This is a genomic window from Pedobacter sp. P26, assembly GCF_050632135.1.
Classification (GTDB): Bacteria; Bacteroidota; Bacteroidia; order Sphingobacteriales; family Sphingobacteriaceae; genus Pedobacter.
Genome location: NZ_CP192574.1, coordinates 3,237,571 through 3,260,215, shown reverse-complemented (window position 1 = coordinate 3,260,215; position 22,645 = coordinate 3,237,571). Strand labels below are relative to the sequence as shown.

Below are 22,645 nucleotides of genomic sequence, written 5' to 3'. Positions count from 1 at the left end.
GATGGACACTCAGAACAGGAGAACTTTTATTGGTAATGCGGCTTTGCTCGCGGGCACTTTGATGATTCCTGATCAATTACTTTTTGCTGCAGAAAAGAAAAACAGGTATAAAGTTGCGGTAATTGACCTTATGATCCTTAAACGTCAAAAAATTAGCGCTTTACCACTTGCTAAAGAAATTGGTGCAGATGGTTTAGAGATCGACATGGGTGGTTTAGGGGATAGAGAAACTTTCGATAATAAACTGGCAGACCCGAAAATCAGGCAAGAGTATTTGGATAAAGCCAAAGAACTGAATCTGGAGTTTTGCTCATTGGCCATGACCGGATTTTACGCGCAATCTTTCGCAAAGCGGCCAACCTATCAAAAAATGATTCAGGACTGTTTGGACACGGCCAAAGCAATGAACATTAAAGTCGTTTTTCTGCCATTAGGCATTCAGGGCGACCTGGTCAAAAATCCTGAACTGAGAGAACCGATTGTGGAGCGGTTAAAAATTGCCGGTAAAATGGCAGCAGAAGCTGGTGTTATAATCGGTGTAGAGACTTCTTTAGATGCCAAAGGCGAATTGCAATTACTCAAAGATATCGGTTCAAAAAACGTAAAAAGTTATTTCAATTTTTCAAATGCCATAAAAAACGGAAGAGATTTACTTGAAGAATTAAGGATTTTAGGCAAGAAAAACATCGTTCAGATTCATGCAAGCAATGAAGATGGTGTTTGGTTACAAAACGATCCTAAAATCGATTTAAATAAAGTAAAAGAAACGCTTGATGATATGGGCTGGAGCGGTTGGTTAGTAGTAGAGAGAAGCAGAGATGCTAAACAGCCCACCAACGTTAAATATAACTTCAGTGCAAATACCAGCTACCTGAAATCGGTTTTTCAAGCCAAATAACTTATGAAGCAGATTAGCCTAACCATTTTCTTGATACTGAACTTGCTGTACCTCAAAGCAGATGCAGTAGATATTTATGTTTCATTAAATGGCAATGATACTAATGTTGGAACCAAAGAAAAGCCCTTGGCCACACTCCATTCTGCTATTAGAAAAGCACGAGAATTACGTCGCTTAAATGATGTTTCGATTAAAAATGGCATTACAATAATCATAACAAAAGGCTTTTATCAATTATACGAGCCTGTCGTGCTCCGTCCCGAAGATTCAGGGACAAAAGAAAGTCCGACAGAAATTATAGCCACTGAAAAAGTAGTTTTAAGTGGAGGTGTGAAAATAAAAGGTTGGAAAAAACTTACTGAAACTGTTGCAGGCTTACCAAAAGAAGCCATCGGGAAAGTTTGGGTAACCGATCTTCCAAACTTTGATGGGAGCGATCTGCAATTCCGTCAACTTTGGGTAAATGGTCAAAAAGCCATTCGTGCAAAAAACTACAATGGTGCTGCCATGGGCAGAATTTTATCATGGAATAGCAAAAACCAAACCTGTAAAATCCCACTCCAAAAGAACATCAATTTAACCAATATTAAAGGCATGGAAATGCTGATCCACCAATGGTGGGCCATTGCAAATCTTCGCGTAAAATCGGTTAAAGTGATGGGTAATACGGCTGAACTATCATTCATGCAGCCCGAAAGCAGGATTCAGTCCGAGCATCCCTGGCCGGCACCATGGATTTCGGAGAAAACAGGTAATTCTGCTTTTTACCTCAGCAATTCCATTCAATTTTTAAACGAACCTGGCGAATGGTTTGAAGATCTGCAAAACCATAAACTTTATTATTGGCCTAAAGCGTCAGAAAACATGATTAATGCCGAAATAATTGCTCCGGTATTAGAAAATCTGGTCAAAATTGAAGGAACAATAGACAATCCGGTTGCTTTTGTAAATTTTAAGGGCATTTCTTTTGAGCACAGTACCTGGTTAAGACCTTCCAAACAAGGTCATGTGCCACATCAGGCTGGCATGTACATGCTCGATGCCTATAAACTGGATAAAGCCGGAACACCTGATAAACCGACTTTAGAAAACCAGGCATGGGTTGGCCGACCAGCCTCAGCGGTTGAAGTGAATTATGCCCATCATACTTCATTTGAAGTTTGCCGCTTTGAACACCTTGCTTCAACAGGATTGGATTACAAAAAGGAACCGCAGATAATATAATTAAGGGAAACTTATTTAAAGATATTGGAGGTTCAGCCATTTTAGTCGGAACTTTTTCTGACGAAGCGACTGAAGTGCACTTGCCTTATAATCCATCCGATCAACGTGAAATATCGACCGATGATAAAATCGAAAATAACCTGATCACCGATGTAACCAACGAAGACTGGGGCGCATTGGGGATCGGTGTGGGCTATGTTCAGGGGATTAAAATTCTACACAACGAAATCAGCGATGTTTCTTATTCTGGTATCAGCATGGGCTGGGGCTGGACGAAGACGCCAAATGCGATGAAGAATAATACCATCAGTGCCAACAAGATCCATCATTATGGCAAACATTTATACGATGTTGCCGGAATTTATACTTTATCAGCCCAACCCGGATCTTTTATCACCGAAAATGTAATCGACAGCATTTACAAAGCACCCTATGCGCACCTTCCCGAACACTGGTTTTATTTATACACCGATGAAGGTTCATCATATTTCACCATCAAAAACAACTGGACTCCTGCTGAAAAGTACCTTCAAAATGCCAATGGTCCTAATAATTTATGGGAAGATAACGGCCCAAAGGTTTCCGAAAAAATTAAGCAAAATGCTGGTTTAGAAAAGCCTTTCCAATACCTGTTAAATGAAAAAGCAGCATATTCTAACAGCGCAATTAATCAGGCCGTAGATCAATCTGTCGTTTTTGAGTTAATTTTTAAATCTTCCGACGTTCCTACAGATCATGCTTTAAAAACTTTCGCGAAGGAAAATAATCTTCTGACAAGCGCTATTTACAAATGGAATAACCGAATGGTCATTTATACCTCCAGTTTAAAGGTTGAAAGTCTACAACAAACTTTAAAACGCTTAAATGCTACTGAAATCAAACTTTACGACGATTTATTTTACGATTTCAAGCGGGAGAAGAATTGTGGGGACAAACCGGCGGCAGAATGGGATAACATCATTTTATCGGCGAATTTAGTGAAAGACGAAAAGATGCAAAATGAATACCTGAAATATCATAAAACTCAGTTTGAGAAATGGCCTGAAATATCAAAAGGCTTTTGTAATGCAGAATTTCAGCGTTTGGCAATTTTTAAAAAAGACAGGCAGTTAATGTTGATTATCAGTATCCCAAAAGGGAAAAAATTAGACGATTTGAATCCAAAAACTACTTTAAATAATCCAAAAGTGGATGAATGGAATGCAATAATGAAGAAATACCAGGAAGGAATTGAAGGCACAAAACCTGATGAGGTTTGGGTGTTTTTTAAACCGGTTGAGTAATAGTAAAATCGTCATTGCGAGCCCCGATTTTTCATCGGGCGAAGCAATGTTTCAATCAAAAAGATTGCTTCGTCGTGCCTCCTCGCAATGACGAAAACAGAACAATAACGCTTATAAAAATAATATCATGTTAAGATTAGGGATTTTAGGATTAGGAGAGGGCAGAAGTACCATCTCTGCATCATTGGCAAGCAAAAAGTTTAAGCTGATCCAGATTTGTGATGCCAATAAAAAGCTTTGCGAAGAGCGGGCTTTAGAATTTGATTTTCAAAACTGGACAACGAACTATGAGGATATGTTAACCAGCGATAAAATCGATATGATTGCGATTTACACACCCGATCATTTGCATTTTGAGCACATAAAACTGGCTCTTCAACATGGAAAACATGTGGTTTGTACCAAACCATTTATTGATGACCTGGCACATGCAAACGAACTTTTGGAGCTTGCTAAAAAATCAAGAAAGAAAATTTTCGTGGGACAAAGTTCCCGTTTTTTCGAGCCTGCCATGCGCCAGAAAAAAGATTTTGAAGAAGGTTTAATCGGTGAACTGATTACGATAGAAAGTCATTACCACGCCGATCACCGTTGGTTTTTGGAAAAAGGATGGTCGTTAAAACAATCATTTAAATGGCTTTACGGAGGTTTAAGTCACCCAACAGATTTTATCCGTTGGTATTTGCCTGATATCGAGGAAGTAATGGGCTATGGGATGTTAAGCAGCAACGGTTTAAAGGCTGGTTTAAAAAATCAGGATACTATGCACTTTATTTTCAAGGCAAAAGATGGTAGAATTGCAAGGGTAAGTGGCGCTTATACCGGACCAACACAACCCGCAAGCCGCGACAGTGGCATGAGTTGCATCCTGCGTGGTACAGAAGGCGCTAGTCAGGCCGATTACCATGAGCTGCGTTATTCCGTTACTACTAAAACAGGTGAAGAGAAAATCATTACCTGGGGCGACTCCACTTTAAAACATTACTTCCGTTTTGAAGGGCAAAGCCACCATGCCGGAGAATACCAAAATTATCTTGAATACTTTGCGGATAGCATCAATAACAATTTTACAGCCTATCCTGATTTAAAAGAAGGAATTGGAACAGTAGCATTGTTGCAAGCCATGGATCAATCTTTAGAAACCGGATTGCCGGTAAAGATCGATGATATTTTAAAAGCCAATCAGATTACAAGGGAATCGATAGGACTTTAAAAGAAATATCGTCATTGTGAGGCAAGAAGCAATCTATTTTGCATGAAAGATTGTTTCGTTGTACCTCCTCGCAATGACGAAAAGATTAGCTATGGCTCGTATCTCCAAGAACTATAGCTATTGAACCTTAAAAAATCTGTGTTTATCCGTGTTCATCTGTGGCTAAAAACTATCGAAACCGTACAATCAAACTAACCAAATAAACCAATGGGAAACATAGTAGAACGTTTAACCAATTTAGATTACATCATCGTCATCGCATACCTCGTTATCCTGATGATTATAGGGTACCGGGCCAGTTTTTCGAAAAAGAAGAGCGAAGATGAAACCTTATTTCTCGCCAATAAATCACTTAACTGGAGCAGCATCGGCTTTAATATGTGGGGCACCAATGTAGGTCCGTCTATGTTATTGGCCTTTGCCAGTATCGGCTACAGTACGGGTATTGTGGCGGTCAATTTTGACTGGTATGCCTTTATATTTCTATTTTTACTCGCGATAGTTTTTGCTCCAAAATACCTCGCAGCAAAGGTGAGTACCATGCCCGAATTTATGGGCAACCGCTACGGCGATTCTACTCAAAACATATTGGCCTGGTATGCATTGGTGAAGATTTTAATTTCCTGGTTATCGCTTGGTTTATTTGCAGGAGGCTTTTTGGTGAGGCAGATCTTAGGCATTCCCATGTGGCAATCTGTTACTGTTTTAGTCGCTTTTGCAGGCCTGTTTACCTTTTTTGGCGGATTAAAAGCTATTGCCAAAGTGAATGTTTTCCAGATGATTTTACTAATTGCCGTTTCACTTTCTTTAATGCTTTTAGGCTTAAACAAAGTTGGAGGCATTTCAGCACTTTATGCCAAAACACCACATCATTTCTGGAATTTGGTACAACCCGCCAGCGATCCCAAATACCCATGGTATGCCATTTTATTAGGCTATCCGGTTGCTGCTGTTGCTTTTTTCTGTACCGATCAGTCGATGGTACAATCGGTCTTAGGCGCTAAAAACCTAAAACAGGGTCAGTTGGGTGTGAGTTTTATCGGTTGGTTAAAAATCCTTTCCCTACCATTATTTATTGGCACCGGTATCCTTTGTTATGTGTTATTTCCCGGCATAAAAGATCCTAACGAAGCTTACATGACGATGGTAACCAACCTGTTTCCTCCAGGCATGAATGGTTTGGTGATCGTGGTATTGATTGCCGTATTAGTGGGCACCATTGGTTCATCCTTAAATTCATTAAGTACTGTTTTTACCATGGATATTTATGTCAAAAAAATCAATCCACAGGCCAGTAATAAACAGATTATCAGCATCGGAAGATGGAGCGTTGTGGCTGGTTGTATATTTGCTGTTATTGTAGTGCTGGCGATCGATAACATTAAAGGATTAAACCTATTTGATGTTTTTCAATCCGTTTTGGGTTTTATTGCCCCGCCACTTTCAGTAGTATTCCTGCTTACCGTTTTCTGGAAAAAAACCACGAGAAAAGCAGTAAACTTCACGCTTTCTATTGGCTCAATCTTGAGTTTAGGCATAGGGGTAACTTATCTGTGGATTTTGCCCTCAAACAAATTTCCCTTTTGGCCACACTATTTAATGCTGTCCTTTTTCATTTTCGCCGGCTTATTGATCATTGCCATCCTGATTTCATTGCTGGATCGATCACCTAGCATTTATACGGTTAATGAAGAACATCAGGCCAATATAGAAAAACCGGCCAAATCGGTTTGGATTTCGTGGATTGCTTTGGCTGTTGTAATGGTTGCACTTTATATCTTCTTTAACGGACATTAAAATTAGAAGGATCGTCATTCCCAACCCGATAGCTATCGGGTCGATTGGGAATCTTAATGGACAAATAAAAAAATGAAAGTAATAAATGAACCACAGATGAAAAGGATACACACAATATAAAAATCCGTGTCTATCTGTGTCAATCTGTGGCTAAAAACTAAATAGTATGAAAACCCTAAAAAAGCTAATGCTCCTCATCATTTTCAGTGGCTCCGTTGTTCAGCTCTTCGCCCAAAAAGCCTCCTGGATCTGGTATCCCGGCGATTTCGATATTTACATGAGTAATGTAATGCAGAACCGCAGAACAGAAAGAGGCTCCTTTTTTCCTGTATTCTGGAAAATGGACAGTCACTATGTTTTGGTCGATTTTCATAAAGAATTTAACCTTACGCAACCTGAAGAAGTTAAACTTATTGTAGAAGGCACCTATAATGTAAAAATTGATGGCCAGGCCATTCCCGGTTTTCCAAAAAGCATCCAAATTCCTGCCGGAAAGCATAAATTGAGTTTAAAAGTTTACAATCAGGCGCATGTTCCCGCAATTTTTGTACAGGGCAAAACTGTTGTATCAGACGGAACCTGGCTCACCACTTTTGAAGATAAAGAATGGATTGATGCCAGCGGAAAAACTTCTGATAAATCAGGAACCACATTCGTTTCTGCTGGTTCCTGGAACTTAAACGATCCGAACCAATTGCCATCGCAATTTAAATTGCCCGTTGTCGCACAATCTGCGGTTAAATCAGAAAAAATTAATAACGGTGCAATCTCTGATTTCGGCAAAGAAACCTTTGGTTTTATAAAAGTACATGGCTTAAAAGGAAAAGGGAGCCTGAATATTTATTATGGAGAATCGAAAGAAGAGGCCTTATCTACCGAAAAATGTGAAACTTTAGACCATCTGGATATCGACCTCGCTCAGAAAAAGGATTCCATTATGCCGCTTTCCAAAGCCTTCAGATATGTGAATTTTCAACCCGGAAATGGTGTTTCTGCTGATTCCGTTTCCATGTTGTATGAATATGCTCCGGTAACCGAACGCGGAAGTTTTAAATCATCAGATGCAGAGCTCAATAAAATCTACGATGTAGCCAAATACACCTTCCATTTAAACACAAGGGAGTTTTTTATCGATGGCATAAAACGCGACAGATGGGTTTGGAGCGGAGATGCTTATCAAAGTTACCTGATGAATTATTATTCGTTTTTTGATGCACCAACGGTAAAACGAACGTTGCTGGCTCAGCGTGGTAAAGATCCGGTAACGGCACACATCAATACCATCATGGATTATTCTTTCTATTGGTTTTTAGGGATTTATGATTACTACAAATTTACCGGCGACCAGAAATTTGTGCAGGATATTTATCCCCGTATGCAATCGTTAATGACTTATATAGATGGCAGAAAGAACAAAAACGGGCTATTAGAATGGATGCCGGGCGACTGGATTTTTATTGATTGGGCAGACAAATTGAGCAAGGATGGCGAGGTAAGTTTTGAGCAGTTATTATATGCCAGAAGTTTAGAAACCATGGCTTTATGTGCCAAATTAGCCAACGATACAGAGGGTGCTGCCAAATATGATCAGCAAGCAAAATCGCTGAAAGCTAAGATTTTTGAGCTTTACTGGAATCAGCAAAAAAAGGCCTTGGTGCATAGCAGAATTGATGATAAACAAACTGATAACGTAACCCGGTATGCCAATATGTTCGGTATTTTCTTTGATTATTTTAGCCTGGAACAAAAATTAGCCGTTAAAGAAAATGTGCTGCTAAATGATAAGGTAGCGAAAATCACCACGCCTTACATGCGTTTTTATGAATTGGAAGCTCTTTGTGCCATGGGCGAGCAACCTTATGTTTTAAAGGAAATGAAAAACTATTGGGGTGGCATGTTAAAATTAGGCGCCACTTCATTCTGGGAAGAATATAACCCAGATAAAATAGGCACTGAACACTTGGCGATGTATGGCCGTCCGTTTGGAAAAAGCCTTTGCCATGCCTGGGGAGCCAGTCCGATTTATTTATTGGGGAAATATTATTTGGGTGTTCAGCCAACCACGCCAGGGTATGAAACTTATACCATTGAACCAAATTTAGGTGGTCTGGCGTGGATGGAGGGCAAAGTGCCTACCGCTAATGGTGATATCGCTGTGTATTGCAGTAAAAAGAAATCAGGGTTTCTTCTGCAACCGGAATTGGGAAATTAAGGTTTAAAAGTAAATCAAAACCTGTGGTTAAAGGTGCAACAATAAAAGAGCTTTCGAAAGGCGTTTTTGAGGTAACAATTGAAAAGGGCAGGGAATATGAGGTGAAGTATTCGCTTTAGCTAACGCTCGTTTCTAACGAGCGTTAAATAATTCATCGTTTACAAACGATAAAATCGTTTAGCTATTGATGCACTCGTTGAGAAACGAGCGCAAACATTTTTTAATTTAAACCTATCAGGTTTTTAAAACCTGATAGCAAAGGATATGGCCTAAACCCCAATCCTTTGCTCAATTTTCTTAACGCATTTCTGCGCTTCGGCCAGTATCACATCATTTTCGATCGCCTGATCTACATTAATCGCGTTTAACATCGAAATGGTTAAACAGGCGATGATTCCATTATTACCATTGATTCCAATGGGTACCGAAAGATCGGTTACACCCGAAACCGAATCACTGTTTTTGAAATACGAACCCGTTTGCTGAATATCTTCCAATGAAGTCAGAAAATCTTCTTGCTGGGCTTTAGGGTATTTCTTGAAAATAGCATTGTTTTTTAAAGTGGTATTTCGCTCATCCTCCTGCATGTAAGCCAATAAAACTTTCCCTGATGCGGTTAAAGGCAATGGGAATAAGTTTCCTTCTTCAATAGAAAGTGCAATCGGCCCCGGACTTTTAGCATGAATAATCACCATTACCTGGTTCATATACAAAATACTCAAATGGCAGGACTGACGGATCGTATTGGCAAGTTCTTCCAATGGAAATTGTGCTGCTTTGCGTAACTCATCAATAGGTGAGTGCCTGTGCGAAAGGTAAAAAAGCTTTAGTGATAGCCTGTATTTACCCGAAACCTCATCACGAAGAATATAGCCACGGCTTTCCAAGCTCATTAACATCCGGTAAATTTCGTTCGGTGTTTTCTCAATACCGATTGCAATTTCGGTTTGCGACAGTGGGATAGATTGTGCAGATAAATACTCCAGTATATCAAGTCCCTTATCTAAAGCAGGGGCCTGGTACTTCGATTCCTTTTCGTTCATACAGGTTTAAATTTGGCTGTAGCGTAATTTTTACAATTTCAAACATACAAAATGCTTTCCTATTTATCGAGGGGAAGATTTTGTAATTTAAATACGAATATATGTTTTCATATTTAAAAAAAACATTTATATTTGAATTGACGCTGTTTTATTAATCAAATCATCCCAAAAATCGATTATTAATAAGATTAAGGTATCAATTAACCATTTATAAACCAAAATTAACCATTGCTTTTGCGTAAAAAATTCCGCAATGCTAACCAAAGGATAATGAGCAGATTTCTGATTTTTTCTTGGCTTTATCTGTTGGCTATTCCGCTTTTCGCACAGGAGATTAAAGTGGTTGATCTGACTTGTGCTTATAGAAATAATCCTATTGGTATCGATTTACCTAATCCTAATTTAAGCTGGAAATTACAGTCATCCAAACACAATGTGAGGCAAACCGCTTATCAGATTTTGGTTTCTAGTAATTCCACAAACCTGAAAAAGAACATTGGCGATATTTGGGATACTAAAAAGGTAAATTCTGCTCAATCTATACAGATCACTTACGAAGGTGCTAAGCTATTATCTACCAAAACATACTATTGGAAGTTGCGTGTTTGGGATAATTTCGGAAACACATCAGAATGGAGTAATCAAGCCTATTGGCAAATGGGTTTATTAAAAACAGCCGATTGGAAAAACGCTAAATGGATTGCTTATGAGAAGCTCGCTGATTCAAATGTAAATACGCTCCCAACCGATGGAAAAAAAGATAAATACAACGCCAATAACATTTTACCGATGTTCCGCAAAGCTTTTGCAGTAACTAAAACCATAAAAAAGGCAACGGCTTTTATTTCTGGATTGGGTCATTTCGAAATGAGTTTAAATGGCGAAAAAGTTGGCGATGATTTTCTTGCACCCGGCTGGACAAAATACGACAAAGAAGCTTTATATGTTAGCTATGATATCACTAAACAGCTTAAAAAGGGCAAAAATGCTATCGGTGTAATGCTAGGTAATGGTTTCTATTATGTTCCGCCGGTTAAGGAGAGATACAGAAAATTAAAGGTGGCTTTTGGTTATCCAAAAATGATCTGCCGCGTGTTGGTAGAATATACCGATGGAAGTTTTACAAATATTATCAGTGATCAGAGCTGGAAAACCGCTCCATCGCCGGTTACTTTTTCGAGTATTTATGGTGGAGAAGATTATAATTCCAGCCTGGAACAAAAAGGCTGGAATTTAAGCAGTTTTAATGATAAAAACTGGAAAGCTGCCTTATTGGTTGATGGACCAAAGCTAAATGCACAAAAAGAAGAACCTGTTAAAATTTTCGAAAATTTCTCTGCTCAAAACATCACTGCCATAGCCAATAGCGAATGGGTTTATGATATGGGGCAAAATGCTTCGGCCATTATCGAGCTAAAAGTACGTGGTAAAAAAGGCGATACCATCCGCATTACACCTGCCGAATTATTGAAAGCCGATGGTTCAGTTACGCAAAAAAATATCGGTGGTCCATCTTATTTCACTTACATTTTAAAAGGCGCTGGTTTAGAAACCTGGCGACCAAGATTCTTTTATACCGGATTTCGTTACCTGCAGGTTAAAGGAGCTGTCCCGGCAGGAAAAGAAAATGCCCATGGCAAAGCTATTATTGAAGATTTAAAAGCTTTACACATTAGAAATGCGGCCGAAAAGGTGGGTGATTTCTCCTCTTCGAACGATTTATTCAATAAAACCTACAGTCTGATCGATTGGTCGATCAGGAGCAACATGGTGAGCGTATTTACCGATTGTCCGCACCGCGAAAAATTAGAGCTGGTTAGAAGAACTGCACTTAATGGGCAGCTCTGTACGCTACAATTATAATGCTGCGCCGCTCTTCAAAAAAGCATTGCAGGACATGAAAAACTCGCAGTTAGCCAGTGGATTGATCCCGGAAATTGCACCCGAATATGTGAAATTTGAATGGGGCGGAGATATGTTCCGCGATTCGCCGGAATGGGGCAGCAGCAGTATTTTAATGCCATGGTACCTGTATCAATGGTATGGCGATCAACAGGCTATGTTTGATTATTACCCAATGATGCGGCGCTACATTAATTATTTAGGAACCAAAGCAAATAACCATATTTTATCTCAGGGTTTGGGAGATTGGTACGATTTAGGGCCAAAACCACCCGGTGTTTCTCAACTCACGCCAATGGGCGTTACCGGAACAGCCATCTACTACTACGATTTAAAGGTATTGGAGAAAACGGCCACGCTTTTAGGTAAAAAAGCTGATGCGATGGCTTATTCAAAACTTGCCGTTGAAGTAAGAAAATCATTCAATAACAAGTTTTTTGATGCTAAAACAAAACAATATGCAACGGGTTCACAAGCGGCAAATGCCATGGCCGTTTATATGGGTTTAGTTGAAGAAGAGGATAAAAAAGCAGTAATCGACAACCTGGTTAAAGATATCCGCGACAGGAAAAATACTTTAACTGCAGGCGATATTGGTTACCGTTATGTGCTGCGTGTTTTGGAAGATGCAGGTCGATCGGATGTGATTTTTGATATGGACAGCCGCTCGGATGTACCAGGTTACGGCATGCAGATCGCCAAAGGTGCTACTGCGTTAACGGAATCGTGGGCGGCTTTACCAACAGTTTCCAACAATCATTTTATGCTCGGTCATTTAATGGAATGGTTACATAGCGGTATTGGCGGTATTCGTCAGGCAGAAAATTCGATTGCTTTTAAGCAAATTAAAATAGAACCAGAAGTAGTGGGTGATTTAACTTCAGCCAATGTAAATTACAATTCACCTTATGGCAAAATATCCACCAAATGGGAGAAAACAGATAAAAATTTCATGCTGGAAGTTAATATTCCGGTAAATACCAGGGCTGTAGTTTATTTTCCGGCATTGCCAAAAGGTGAACTTTCAGAAGAAAATCATGCAGCATTTACCGATGCAGGGATCGAAAACGGCAAAACTAAAGTTGCCATAGGTTCAGGCTATTACAAATTTAATTTAAAGTACAAATGAGAAAGATAAGCATCATGATTCTCCTTTTTGTTTGGGCTTTTAAATCAATCGCACAGCAAAATCAAACCATCTCTCCGGCAGAGATGGAAAAGATTTACCAGGAAGTTAAAACGCCTTATAAATATGGCTTGGTAATGGTTCCTGAGGATAAAGACCATAAAATGGATTGTCCGACTGTGTTTAAAAAAGGTAAAGATTGGTACATGACTTACCTCATTTTTAGCGGTCGCGGTTACGAAACCTGGCTGGCAAAAAGTAAGGACCTGTTACACTGGGAAAATCAGGGAAAACTGATGTCGTTCGCTGATGCAGGCAACTGGGACGATAACCAAAAAGCAGGCTACAATGCTTTGCTTGATATAAAATGGGGCGGAAGTTACAGGGTAAATCAATTTGATGGTAAATATTGGATGTCTTATTTCGGGGGAAAAGAAAAAGGTTACGAAGTAGAGCCCTTATCCATCGGGATGGCTTATAGCGCTAAACACCCATCGGTTGTGCAGGAGTGGAACCGTTTAGACAAACCCGTTTTAAGTTCTCTGGATAAAGATGTACGCTGGTGGGAAAACCGCAATAAACTATTTAAAAGCACAGTGATTGAAGATCAGAAAAGATTAACCGGCCATCGCTTTGTGATGTATTACAATGCTGTGGGCGATTCACTGGCAAACAATAAAAAAACACGCTGGTACGAACGGATTGGTATGGCAGTTTCTGAGGACATGGTTCATTGGCAGCGGTTTAATAAAAACCCTGTCCTTCATCATCCTGTCGGTATAACAGGAGATGCTGTATTACAGCAGATTGGCAAGTCTTATGTCATGTTTTACTTTGGAGCCTTTTGGCAAGACAGGAAAGGATCTTTCAACCGTTTCGCGGTTTCAAAAGATCTAGTAAACTGGACCGATTGGACAGGCGATAACCTGATTGAATCTTCAGAAAAATATGATGAACTGTACGCACATAAATCATTCGTTTTGAAGTATAAAGGTGTGGTTTATCATTTTTATTGTGCGGTGAACAAACAGGATCAGCGTGGAATTGCAGTAGCTACATCGAATGATTTAGGTAAAAGTAAGTTGGATTTTGTAAGCGAAATAAAGAAATAACATGAAGAGGCTACATAATTTTAAAGTTGTAATTTTTCTGACATTGGGTTTGTGGGCATCTCGTCATTGCGAGGCTAAGCTTCTCCCGAAACATTGGGAAAGCATTCCTAATGCGAAAGAACGTCCAACCCATAGTAGTAAGATTGCTTCGTGCCTCGCAATGACGACCAATCGAGATAAGACTGCGCCGGAATCCCGCACCAGAACCAGCTTTAACAAAGACTGGAAATTCTTCCTGGGCGATGAACCAAATGCTAAATTACCTTCTTACAATGATTCAAAATGGCGAAAAATTAACCTTGCCTCACGATTGGAGCATCGAAGGAAAATTCGATGAGAAAAACCCTGCAAAATCCGAAGGAGGTGGTTTACCCACCGGAACTGCTTGGTACAGAAAAGGATTTATTGCTCCTGCCAATTTTAAGGATAGATTAATCACAGTCGAATTTGATGGCGTATATAAAAACAGTGAAGTTTGGGTAAACGGTGAATATTTAGGCAAAAGACCTTATGGTTATAGTTCATTTTCTTATGAAATCAGCAAATTTCTAAAATCTGGAAAAAACATGATTGCTGTTAAGGTTGATAATTCAGCACAGCCTGATTCGCGCTGGTATTCAGGCTCAGGTATTTATAGAAATGTATGGTTAACCTCAACTGCTAAAGTTGCCATAAAAGAACATGGCGTTTTCGTTAAAGCGGGCTTTGTAAGTGGCGATTTCGGAGAATCGACAGATGGAGGCAATTTGAAGCCCGGGCAAGCAGTAGGTTTTGTAGCACCACAGGTTAGTTTTATAAATAAATCTGTAGATAAAACTAAAAAATACAAAATTGAGTTTTCTGTTCTTAATAAAGAAGGTAAACATGTCGCAAATTATCTTATTGCAGCAGATGTATTAGAAGATAATACGGGGAAAAATGTTTCTAGCCTGCTGATCAGTCAGCCAGAAATATGGTCAGTAGAAAGACCTTATTTATATACTTTACTGGTTAAAATCATCGATTCAGAAAATAAAATTATAGATGCACAAAGTACCACTTTTGGCATCCGGAGATTTAATTTTGATGCGATAAAGGGTTTCTCCTTAAATGGAAAACCGATGAAAATCCTGGGTGTTTGCCTGCATCACGATTTAGGGGCTTTAGGCGCTGCCGTAAATGTCCGTGCGATGGAACGCCAACTCGAAATTATGAAGAAAATGGGTGTAAATGCCATCCGTACCGCGCATAATCCGCCTGCACCTGAGTTTTTAGATTTATGTGATAAAATGGGCTTTTTAGTCATGGATGAAGCCTTTGATATGTGGGCGAAGAAAAAAACCAAAAATGATTATCACCTGAACTTTTCTGAATGGCATAAAGCTGACCTGGAAGATATGGTTAAGCGCGACCGTAACCACCCATCCATTATCCTTTGGAGCATCGGCAACGAAATCCGTGAGCAATTTGACAGTACAGGCATTGCGATAACAAAAGAGTTGGTCAAAATTGTTAAAAATCTGGATAATACCCGTCCTGTAATTTCTGCATTAACGGAAACAAAAGCGGAAAAGAATTTCATCTACCAGGCCAATGCGCTTGATATTTACGGCTTAAACTATAACCATAAACTGTACAAAGATTTCCCGAAAAACTATCCAGGTGTTAAGTTTTTAGCTACTGAAACCACCTCAGCACTTGAAACAAGAGGATTTTATGATACTGCAGATACCATCCGCCGTTGGCCGAAAGATGGTAAAACCAAATTCACAGCAGGTAATAAAGAATGGTCAGCATCTGCTTATGATAACGTTTCGGCTTACTGGGGTTCAACACATGAAGAAACGTGGAAGGAAGCTAAAAAATATGATCATGTGTCTGGTTTATTCGTTTGGACGGGTTTTGATTACCTGGGCGAACCTTTACCTTACCCTTGGCCGGCCAGAAGTTCTTATTTCGGAATTGTTGATTTAGCAGGTTTTCCGAAAGATTCCTATTACATGTATCAAAGCGAGTGGACCAATAAACCCGTTTTACATATTTTACCACACTGGAATTGGGAAAAGGGCAAATCGGTTGAAATTTGGGCTTATTATAACAAAGCCGATGAAGTTGAACTGTACCTCAACGGAAAATCATTGGGTAAAAAATCTAAACAAGGAGATGATCTCCATGTGCTTTGGAACGTAAATTTCGAACCGGGGACATTAAAAGCCATTTCGCGTAAAAACGGGAAAGAAGTATTGGTCCGCGAGGTAAAAACTGCCGGAGCACCTGCTAAAATTGAATTGATTGCCGATAGAAAAAACATCAAAGCCGATGGCAAGGATTTATCATTCATTACCGTCCGCATTTTGGATGCAGCAGGAAATGTGGTACCAAACGCCGATAACTTAGTCGATTTCAAAGTAGAAGGAAATGGCTTTATTGCTGGCGTTGACAATGGATTTCAGGCCAGCTTAGAACCTTTTAAAGCGAATTACCGCAAAGCATTTCATGGTTTATGCTTAGCCATACTGCAATCAACAGAAAAAGCAGGAACAATTAAGTTAAGGGCAACATCTGCAGGTTTGTCGCCTTCGTCGATCATAATTAAAACCAGGAAATAATGATAATACGCAGCTTTATAACCATCAAGTTACGAAGAACACAAAATAATGAAAGGGATTTTCTTGAATCGCTAGGCCGCGAAAAATCGTCATTCCCAACTCGATTTGGAATCTTAATGCAATAAGCTTTAGGATTCCCGCCTGCGCGGGAATGACGATTGCCTTGATGGAATCTTCCAATGATAGTCACATGAAATCATGCCGTGGTTCGTGTCACCGCGAACCACAAATTAAAAACCTATCGGTTGGTGTCTCACCAACCGAAAAAATTATAATAAAAACATGGTCGGTGGAGACACCAACCATTAGATAAAAATAAAGTGGAAAAGATAATTAATTTAAAAGGAATAACCTGGAACCACAGTCGTGGGCTTTTGCCGATGGTGGCAACAGCACAGCGTTTTTCCGAATTACACCCCAGTGTGCACATCACCTGGGAAAAAAGAAGTTTGCAGCAATTTGCCGATTTTTCCATTCAGGAACTGGCAGAGCGTTTTGACCTGTTGGTGATCGATCATCCATGGGCTGGTTTTGCTGCAAAAACAAAATCCATAGTGCCTTTAGATCTTTATCTTTCTGAAGATTATCTAAAAGATCAGGAAGAAAATTCCGTAGGTCAATCTTTTGAAAGTTATTTCTATGACGAACACCTCTGGGCACTACCCGTAGATGCAGCAACACCTGTGGCGGCATCGCGACCGGATTTACTCGCCGAAAAAGGATTGCAATTGCCTAAATCATTCGAAGATCTACTTGCATTGGCTGATAGAGGTTTAGTTGCTTTTGCAGGTATTCCGATTGATGTTTTAATGAATTTTTATACCCTTTGCTGCTCTTTGGGAGAAGATCCCTGCCAAAATGATGATGAAGTAATTTCAACTGAAATCGGCGTAAAAGTTTTAAAAATGTACCGGGAACTGGCGTCGAAAATAGATCAAGCAAACTTCAACAGAAACCCGATTCAGGTTTATGAAGCAATGACCTTAAGTGATGAAATTGCTTATTGTCCTTTTGCTTATGGTTATTCCAATTACTCGCGAAATGGTTATGCACGCAAAACCCTGCATTTTCACGACATGATTTCTTTAGATGGTAAAACCAACCTGAGAAGCACATTGGGTGGAACAGGTTTAGCCATTTCTGCTAAATGCGAAGCGTTGGAGCTTGCTGCCAAATATGTAGAATTTGTGGGATCACCTGCTTGTCAGTCTACTTTATTTTTCGAAAGTGGCGGTCAGCCAGGACATTTATCCGCCTGGAAAAACGAAGAAGTCAACCGCCAGAGTCATAATTATTTTCAAAATACCTTACCCGCTTTACAGAGAGCATTTCTCCGTCCACGCTACCATGGTTCCATGTATTTTCAGGATCACGCGGGTGATGTTGTCCGCGATTATTTAATGAATGGGGGTGATGAAATTCAGATTTTATCGGCCATGAACGAGTTATATCTGCAATCTAAAAGTTTAGTGTTATCATGAACAGACCGCTAGAAGAACTTTTGATTTTAGAGTTTTGCCAGTTTTTGGCCGGACCATCGGCAGGATTAAAACTGGCCGATTTAGGAGCCCGTGTGATTAAAATCGAACGACCTAAAACAGGCGATGCTTGCAGATCTTTATCTATCAAGAATCTTTTTGTGGATGAAGACAGTTTGCTTTTTCATACCATCAACCGGAATAAAGAAAGTTATACTGCCGATTTAAAAAATCCGGAAGACTTAGAAAGACTTAAAAAATTAATCAGTAAAGCCGATGTGATGACACATAATTTCCGCCCTGGTGTGATGGAGAAAATTGGTCTGGATTATCAAAACGTTCAAAACATCAACCCAAAAATTGTTTATGGTGTGGTAACCGGCTATGGAACTGAAGGTCCGTGGAAAAACAAGCCAGGTCAGGATTTACTGGTGCAATCCGTTTCCGGATTAACATTTTTATCCGGTGTTGATGTAGACGGGCCGGTTCCCTTCGGACTTTCCGTATCGGATATCATGTGCGGAAACCATTTGGCACAAGGCATTATGGCCGCTTTAATTAAAAGGGCAAAAACCAATAAAAGTGTTTTGGTTGAGGTGAGTTTGCTGGAATCCATTTTAGATGTACAGTTTGAAGTATTAACCACCTATTTAAATGATGGCGGTAAATTGCCCGATAGAAGCGGAGCAAAAGGCAGCGCTCACGCTTATTTAAGCGCTCCTTATGGCATGTACGAAACCAACGACGGTTATATTGCCATGGCCATGGGCAACCTGCCAAATATCTGCGCGATCATCAATTGCGATATTACTGATCTGTACGTAGAAGCTGGTTCAGCATTCGAAAACCGCGATAAATTAATCGTCCGCCTGGCTGAAACCTTTAAAAAAGAAAATACAAAACATTGGGTTGGTCTTTTGGAAAGTCACGGTATCTGGTGCGCAGAAGTACTGAATTATCAAACTGCTACAGCCATGAATACTTATAAAAGCTTGCAGATTGAGCAGGAACTGGATTTAGCTAATGGCAAAAAAATAAAGACGACCGTAAGCCCGATTCGTTTGGATAATCAAAAGTTATTTGCCAGTAAAGCAGCGCCAAAACTGGGTTTTGGAACAGCTGAGATTAATAAAGAGTTTGAGTTGAATTAATAAAATAAAGTCGTCATTTCGACTGAAGCGAAGCGGAACGGAGAAATCTTTGAACATAGTTAAAAGATCTCTCCGCTACGGTCGAGATGACGATTGATATTAAAAATAAAATTATGCTACCGCTTGAAGATTATTTAGTTATCGATTTCAGCCAGTTCCTATCGGGACCATCAGCAAGTTTGCGTTTGGCCGATATGGGTGCGCGTGTAATCAAAATCGAGCGATTGGGTGTAGGCGATATTTGCCGCACGCTCTACACCTCTAACCTGATCATGAACGGCGAATCGTCGGTTTTTCATGCCATCAACAGGAATAAAGAAAGTTTTGAGGTTGATTTAAAACGCGAAGAAGATTGCGAAATGGTACGCGAACTGCTTAAAAAAGCAGATGTCATGATCCATAATTTCCGTCCGGGGGTAATGGAACGTTTAGGTTTCGATTATCAATCCGTTATCGCTTTAAATCCAACCCTAATTTATGGCGAAATTTCAGGCTATGGCAACAACACGGAATGGAAAAATAAACCTGGTCAGGATCTACTTTTGCAATCTGTTACCGGCTTAACCTCTTTAACAGGAAATGCCGACAGCGGCCCTGTAGCAATGGGTTTATCCATTATTGATATGTTGGCAGGCGCACACCTGGCACAGGGAATCCTTGCTTGTTTATACCGGAAAGCGATAAAAAATGAGGGCGGTTTTGTACAGATCAGCATGATGGAATCCGCTTACGATTTCCAGTTTGAAACCATCACCACTTTTATGAATGATGGCGGATCGTTGCCCCAACGTTCGAAAAAGAACAATGCAAACGCATATTTAGGCGCTCCTTATGGGATTTATCAAACAGAAAACGGATATTTAGCCCTGGCGATGGCATCCATTCCACAGCTTGGTAACCTGCTCGGCTGCGAAGCATTAGAAGATTACATTGAAATCAGCGAGGCATTTGATAAACGTGATGGGATTAAGGCCATTTTGGCTGATCATCTTTTATCGGCCACTACCGAAAAATGGCTTTCCATTTTAGAACCAGCCGATATCTGGTGTGCGGATGTATTAAACTGGAATGCTTTAATGACCCATGATGGTTTTAAGGTGTTAAACATGGTTCAGGAAGTGGAAATGGTTGATGGTTACAAATATGAAACCACCAGATGCCCGATCCGCATTGATGGAGAAATATTGACTTCAGCAATTGGTTCGCCAAAATTAGGACAGGATAATGAAAAAATTATCAAAGAATTTATAACACAGCATACCACTGCAAATGCATAACCAAATAGAAACTTTCAGGATAGCCGTTCGTAAATTTGAGCCATTTGAAACTGCCATGCAGAAATTCTGGGATCAATATTGTACCATTTCAGGCTGTACACTAAAGTTGGAACTGGTGGTAATGGACCTGCACGAACTTTACGACAGTACTATTACTCAAAAAGGTTTGGCAAAGGGCGATTTTGATATTGCACACATCAGTACCGATTGGGTTTTGGAAGGCTATTCCGGCAATGATTTCGAAGTTTTAAATCCTTACATCAATAAAAACAAACCCGACGATTTTCCAAGAGGATGGAGCAAATCGCTTTTAGGGCTGCAGCGTTTCGGTTGGGAAGTGGTAGGCTTGCCATTCCATGATGGTCCGGAATGTTTTATTTACAGGAAAAGAGTTATTCGAAAGCGAGGCCGAACAGGCTAAATATTTTGCTCAATTTGGCAAAACCTTAACAGTGCCCAAAACCTGGGAAGATTTTCATCAGATTGCCCGTTATTTCAACCGCCCGGAACAAAATTTGTATGGCAGTATTTTCGCCTGTTATCCCGACGGACACAACACCGTTTTCGATTTTGCACTGCAATTATGGACGAGGGGCGGGACACTAGTTGATAAAAATGGTTTTATACAGATTAATACCCAGGCAGCCATTGATGGTTTAAATTTTTACCGTAAAATCGTGAACGATACTACTGCTGTTCATCCAAAATCTGGAGAATTCGAATCTGTAGCCGCAGGAATCGCCTTTTCACAAGGCGAAGCTGCCATGATGATCAATTGGTTTGGTTTTGCGGCTATGTGCGAAGTGGATGCCAATTCCAAGGTAAAAGGAAAAGTTGATGTGGAACGATTGCCATCTGCTCCAGGTAAAAACTCGGCATCGCTAAATGTATATTGGCTTTATACCATTGCAAAGGGCAGTAAAAATAAGGCTATTGCTTACGATTTTCTCCGTTATGCCCTGACTGCTGAACAGGATAAACAGCTCACCTTAGAAGGTGGGATAGGTTGCCGGATTTCGACCTGGAAAAATGAAGAGATCAACCAGATTATTCCTTATTACCATAAATTAGAAGAATTACATGACGTGGCCAATATGTTGCCACAGAAACAAAACTGGGCAGCTATTGCCGCTATCATCGATCAAATGGTTTTACAGGCCATCAATACCGATGCCGCAACCGAAGAGCTTATCCAGCTTGCACAGCACCAGATTAATGAAATTGACAAATGAGTATGGATATCAAATATAAACCAGAATTACCACAAACCAAACAGCCCATCATTATCATTGGTGCAGGAGGAATAGTGGCCGATGCGCATCTTCCTGCCTATAAAATTGCAGGTTTTGAAGTGCATGGCATTGTAAACCGGACCAAAGAGCGGGCGCAGAAACTGGCTGATGCTTTTGGCATTCCAAATGTCTACAATTCGGTGGCTGAAGCAGTAATATTGGCGCCAGCAAATGCAGTTTATGATTTAACGATCATGCCCGAGCAATACATTGAAACCTTGCAACAATTGCCCGATGGAAGTGCAGTATTGATCCAAAAACCCATGGGAGATGATTTTGCACAGGCAAAGGAAATCCTTGAGTTATGCAGGGTAAAGAAGTTTAAAGCAGCCATCAACTTTCAGTTGCGTTTTGCACCTTTTGTAAGCGCTGCAAAGTACCTCATTGATCAAGGTTTAATTGGCGAATTATACGATATGGAAGTCCGGGTGACGATTAAAACACCCTGGGAAATCTTCCCGCATGTAATTATTCATCCAAGATTGGAAATTCAGTACCATAGCATTCATTATGTCGATTTAATCCGTTCATTTTTGGGTAATCCCGAAAGTATTCTGGCAAAAACCTTAAAACATCCTGCGAAAAGTTTGTCTTCATCACGTTCTACCATTTTATTCGATTATGGCGATACCATGCATGCGGTAATCAATACCAACCACGACCATGATTTCGGTCCGAAACACCAGGAAAGTTATATTAAATGGGAAGGAACAAAAGGTGCCATTGTGGCTAAAATCGGTTTATTGATGGATTATCCGCATGGCGTACCTGATGTATTTGAATACTGCATAGTAGAAGATGGAAAAACTCCGGAATGGCAGACTGTTAAATTAGATGGCTCCTGGTTTCCGGAGGCTTTCATCGGTACCATGGCCAATTTAATGCGCTATAATGAAGGTTCAACCGATGTGTTGCATACCAATGTTGAAGATGTGATTCAAACCATGGCCGTTGTAGAAAGTGCCTATCAATCGAGCGATATTGGTGGAGTAAAGTTAAGGAGCAGTTAAAAAACTAAATGCTTAAACTTCGCAGGTTTTTAAAACCTG

At 40.0% G+C, this 22,645-nt stretch carries 17 protein-coding genes; 16 read left to right on the top strand and 1 reads right to left on the bottom strand.

The annotated features are described in order from the left end of the window. Position 1 precedes the first annotated feature (1 nt). The 6 genes from ACQ86H_RS15190 (at position 2) to ACQ86H_RS15165 (ending at position 8,627) form a co-directional block, all read left to right on the top strand. Positions 2-898, top strand: a complete 897-nt coding sequence (locus tag ACQ86H_RS15190; RefSeq protein WP_431291610.1) for a sugar phosphate isomerase/epimerase family protein — start codon at positions 2-4, stop codon at positions 896-898. A 3-nt stretch (positions 899-901) separates the two neighbouring features. After that, positions 902-2,122, top strand: coding sequence for a hypothetical protein (locus ACQ86H_RS15185; RefSeq protein WP_431291609.1), 1,221 nt, complete (start codon positions 902-904; stop codon positions 2,120-2,122). An 80-nt stretch (positions 2,123-2,202) separates the two neighbouring features. Further along, positions 2,203-3,405, top strand: coding sequence for an L-rhamnose mutarotase (locus ACQ86H_RS15180; RefSeq protein WP_431291608.1), 1,203 nt, complete (start codon positions 2,203-2,205; stop codon positions 3,403-3,405). 127 nt (positions 3,406-3,532) lie between these two features. Then, positions 3,533-4,618 carry a Gfo/Idh/MocA family protein gene (locus ACQ86H_RS15175; protein WP_138821014.1) on the top strand — a complete coding sequence of 362 codons (1,086 nt, stop codon included), beginning with the start codon at positions 3,533-3,535 and terminating at the stop codon, positions 4,616-4,618. A 207-nt stretch (positions 4,619-4,825) separates the two neighbouring features. Further along, positions 4,826-6,415 (top strand): SLC5 family protein, encoded by a 1,590-nt coding sequence (locus ACQ86H_RS15170; RefSeq protein WP_431291607.1) that lies wholly within the window; start codon positions 4,826-4,828, stop codon positions 6,413-6,415. Positions 6,416-6,581: 166 nt separating this feature from the next. Then, the gene (locus tag ACQ86H_RS15165; RefSeq protein WP_431291606.1) at positions 6,582-8,627 is read left to right on the top strand and encodes an alpha-L-rhamnosidase C-terminal domain-containing protein; all 2,046 of its coding nucleotides are present in this window, start codon (positions 6,582-6,584) and stop codon (positions 8,625-8,627) included. Positions 8,628-8,896: 269 nt separating this feature from the next. Here ACQ86H_RS15165 and ACQ86H_RS15160 read toward each other — a convergent pair whose 3' ends face one another. Beyond that, complete coding sequence (locus ACQ86H_RS15160; RefSeq protein WP_138821020.1) at positions 8,897-9,670, bottom strand: IclR family transcriptional regulator; 774 nt, start codon at positions 9,668-9,670, stop codon at positions 8,897-8,899. A gap of 270 nt (positions 9,671-9,940) precedes the next feature. Here ACQ86H_RS15160 and ACQ86H_RS15155 point away from each other — a divergent pair, with 270 nt between their 5' ends. From ACQ86H_RS15155 to ACQ86H_RS15110, 10 genes are all read left to right on the top strand, one after another. Beyond that, positions 9,941-11,533, top strand: a complete 1,593-nt coding sequence (locus ACQ86H_RS15155; protein ID WP_431291605.1) for a family 78 glycoside hydrolase catalytic domain — start codon at positions 9,941-9,943, stop codon at positions 11,531-11,533. Beyond that, on the top strand, positions 11,505-12,701 hold the full coding sequence (locus ACQ86H_RS15150; RefSeq protein ID WP_431291604.1) for an alpha-L-rhamnosidase C-terminal domain-containing protein: 1,197 nt from the start codon (positions 11,505-11,507) through the stop codon (positions 12,699-12,701). Before ACQ86H_RS15155 ends, ACQ86H_RS15150 begins: the two co-directional genes overlap by 29 nt. Beyond that, complete coding sequence (locus tag ACQ86H_RS15145; RefSeq protein ID WP_138821024.1) at positions 12,698-13,810, top strand: glycosylase; 1,113 nt, start codon at positions 12,698-12,700, stop codon at positions 13,808-13,810. The genes ACQ86H_RS15150 and ACQ86H_RS15145 overlap by 4 nt, the downstream gene beginning before the upstream one ends. A 272-nt stretch (positions 13,811-14,082) precedes the next feature. After that, positions 14,083-16,398 (top strand): glycoside hydrolase family 2 TIM barrel-domain containing protein, encoded by a 2,316-nt coding sequence (locus ACQ86H_RS15140; RefSeq protein WP_431291603.1) that lies wholly within the window; start codon positions 14,083-14,085, stop codon positions 16,396-16,398. A 320-nt stretch (positions 16,399-16,718) separates the two neighbouring features. Next, positions 16,719-17,879 (top strand): ABC transporter substrate-binding protein, encoded by a 1,161-nt coding sequence (locus ACQ86H_RS15135; RefSeq protein WP_138821026.1) that lies wholly within the window; start codon positions 16,719-16,721, stop codon positions 17,877-17,879. After that, the gene (locus ACQ86H_RS15130; RefSeq protein WP_431291602.1) at positions 17,876-19,027 is read left to right on the top strand and encodes a CaiB/BaiF CoA transferase family protein; all 1,152 of its coding nucleotides are present in this window, start codon (positions 17,876-17,878) and stop codon (positions 19,025-19,027) included. The genes ACQ86H_RS15135 and ACQ86H_RS15130 overlap by 4 nt, the downstream gene beginning before the upstream one ends. Positions 19,028-19,140: 113 nt before the next feature. Further along, entirely contained in the window at positions 19,141-20,304 is a 1,164-nt protein-coding gene (locus ACQ86H_RS15125; protein ID WP_431291601.1) for a CaiB/BaiF CoA transferase family protein, read from the top strand. Further along, positions 20,297-20,725: a hypothetical protein gene (locus ACQ86H_RS15120; protein WP_431291600.1), complete on the top strand. Its 429-nt coding sequence runs from the start codon at positions 20,297-20,299 to the stop codon at positions 20,723-20,725. Before ACQ86H_RS15125 ends, ACQ86H_RS15120 begins: the two co-directional genes overlap by 8 nt. Continuing rightward, positions 20,661-21,536 carry an extracellular solute-binding protein gene (locus ACQ86H_RS15115; RefSeq protein WP_431291599.1) on the top strand — a complete coding sequence of 292 codons (876 nt, stop codon included), beginning with the start codon at positions 20,661-20,663 and terminating at the stop codon, positions 21,534-21,536. Before ACQ86H_RS15120 ends, ACQ86H_RS15115 begins: the two co-directional genes overlap by 65 nt. Positions 21,537-21,538: 2 nt before the next feature. Beyond that, positions 21,539-22,606 carry a Gfo/Idh/MocA family protein gene (locus ACQ86H_RS15110; RefSeq protein ID WP_431291598.1) on the top strand — a complete coding sequence of 356 codons (1,068 nt, stop codon included), beginning with the start codon at positions 21,539-21,541 and terminating at the stop codon, positions 22,604-22,606. Positions 22,607-22,645 lie beyond the last annotated feature (39 nt).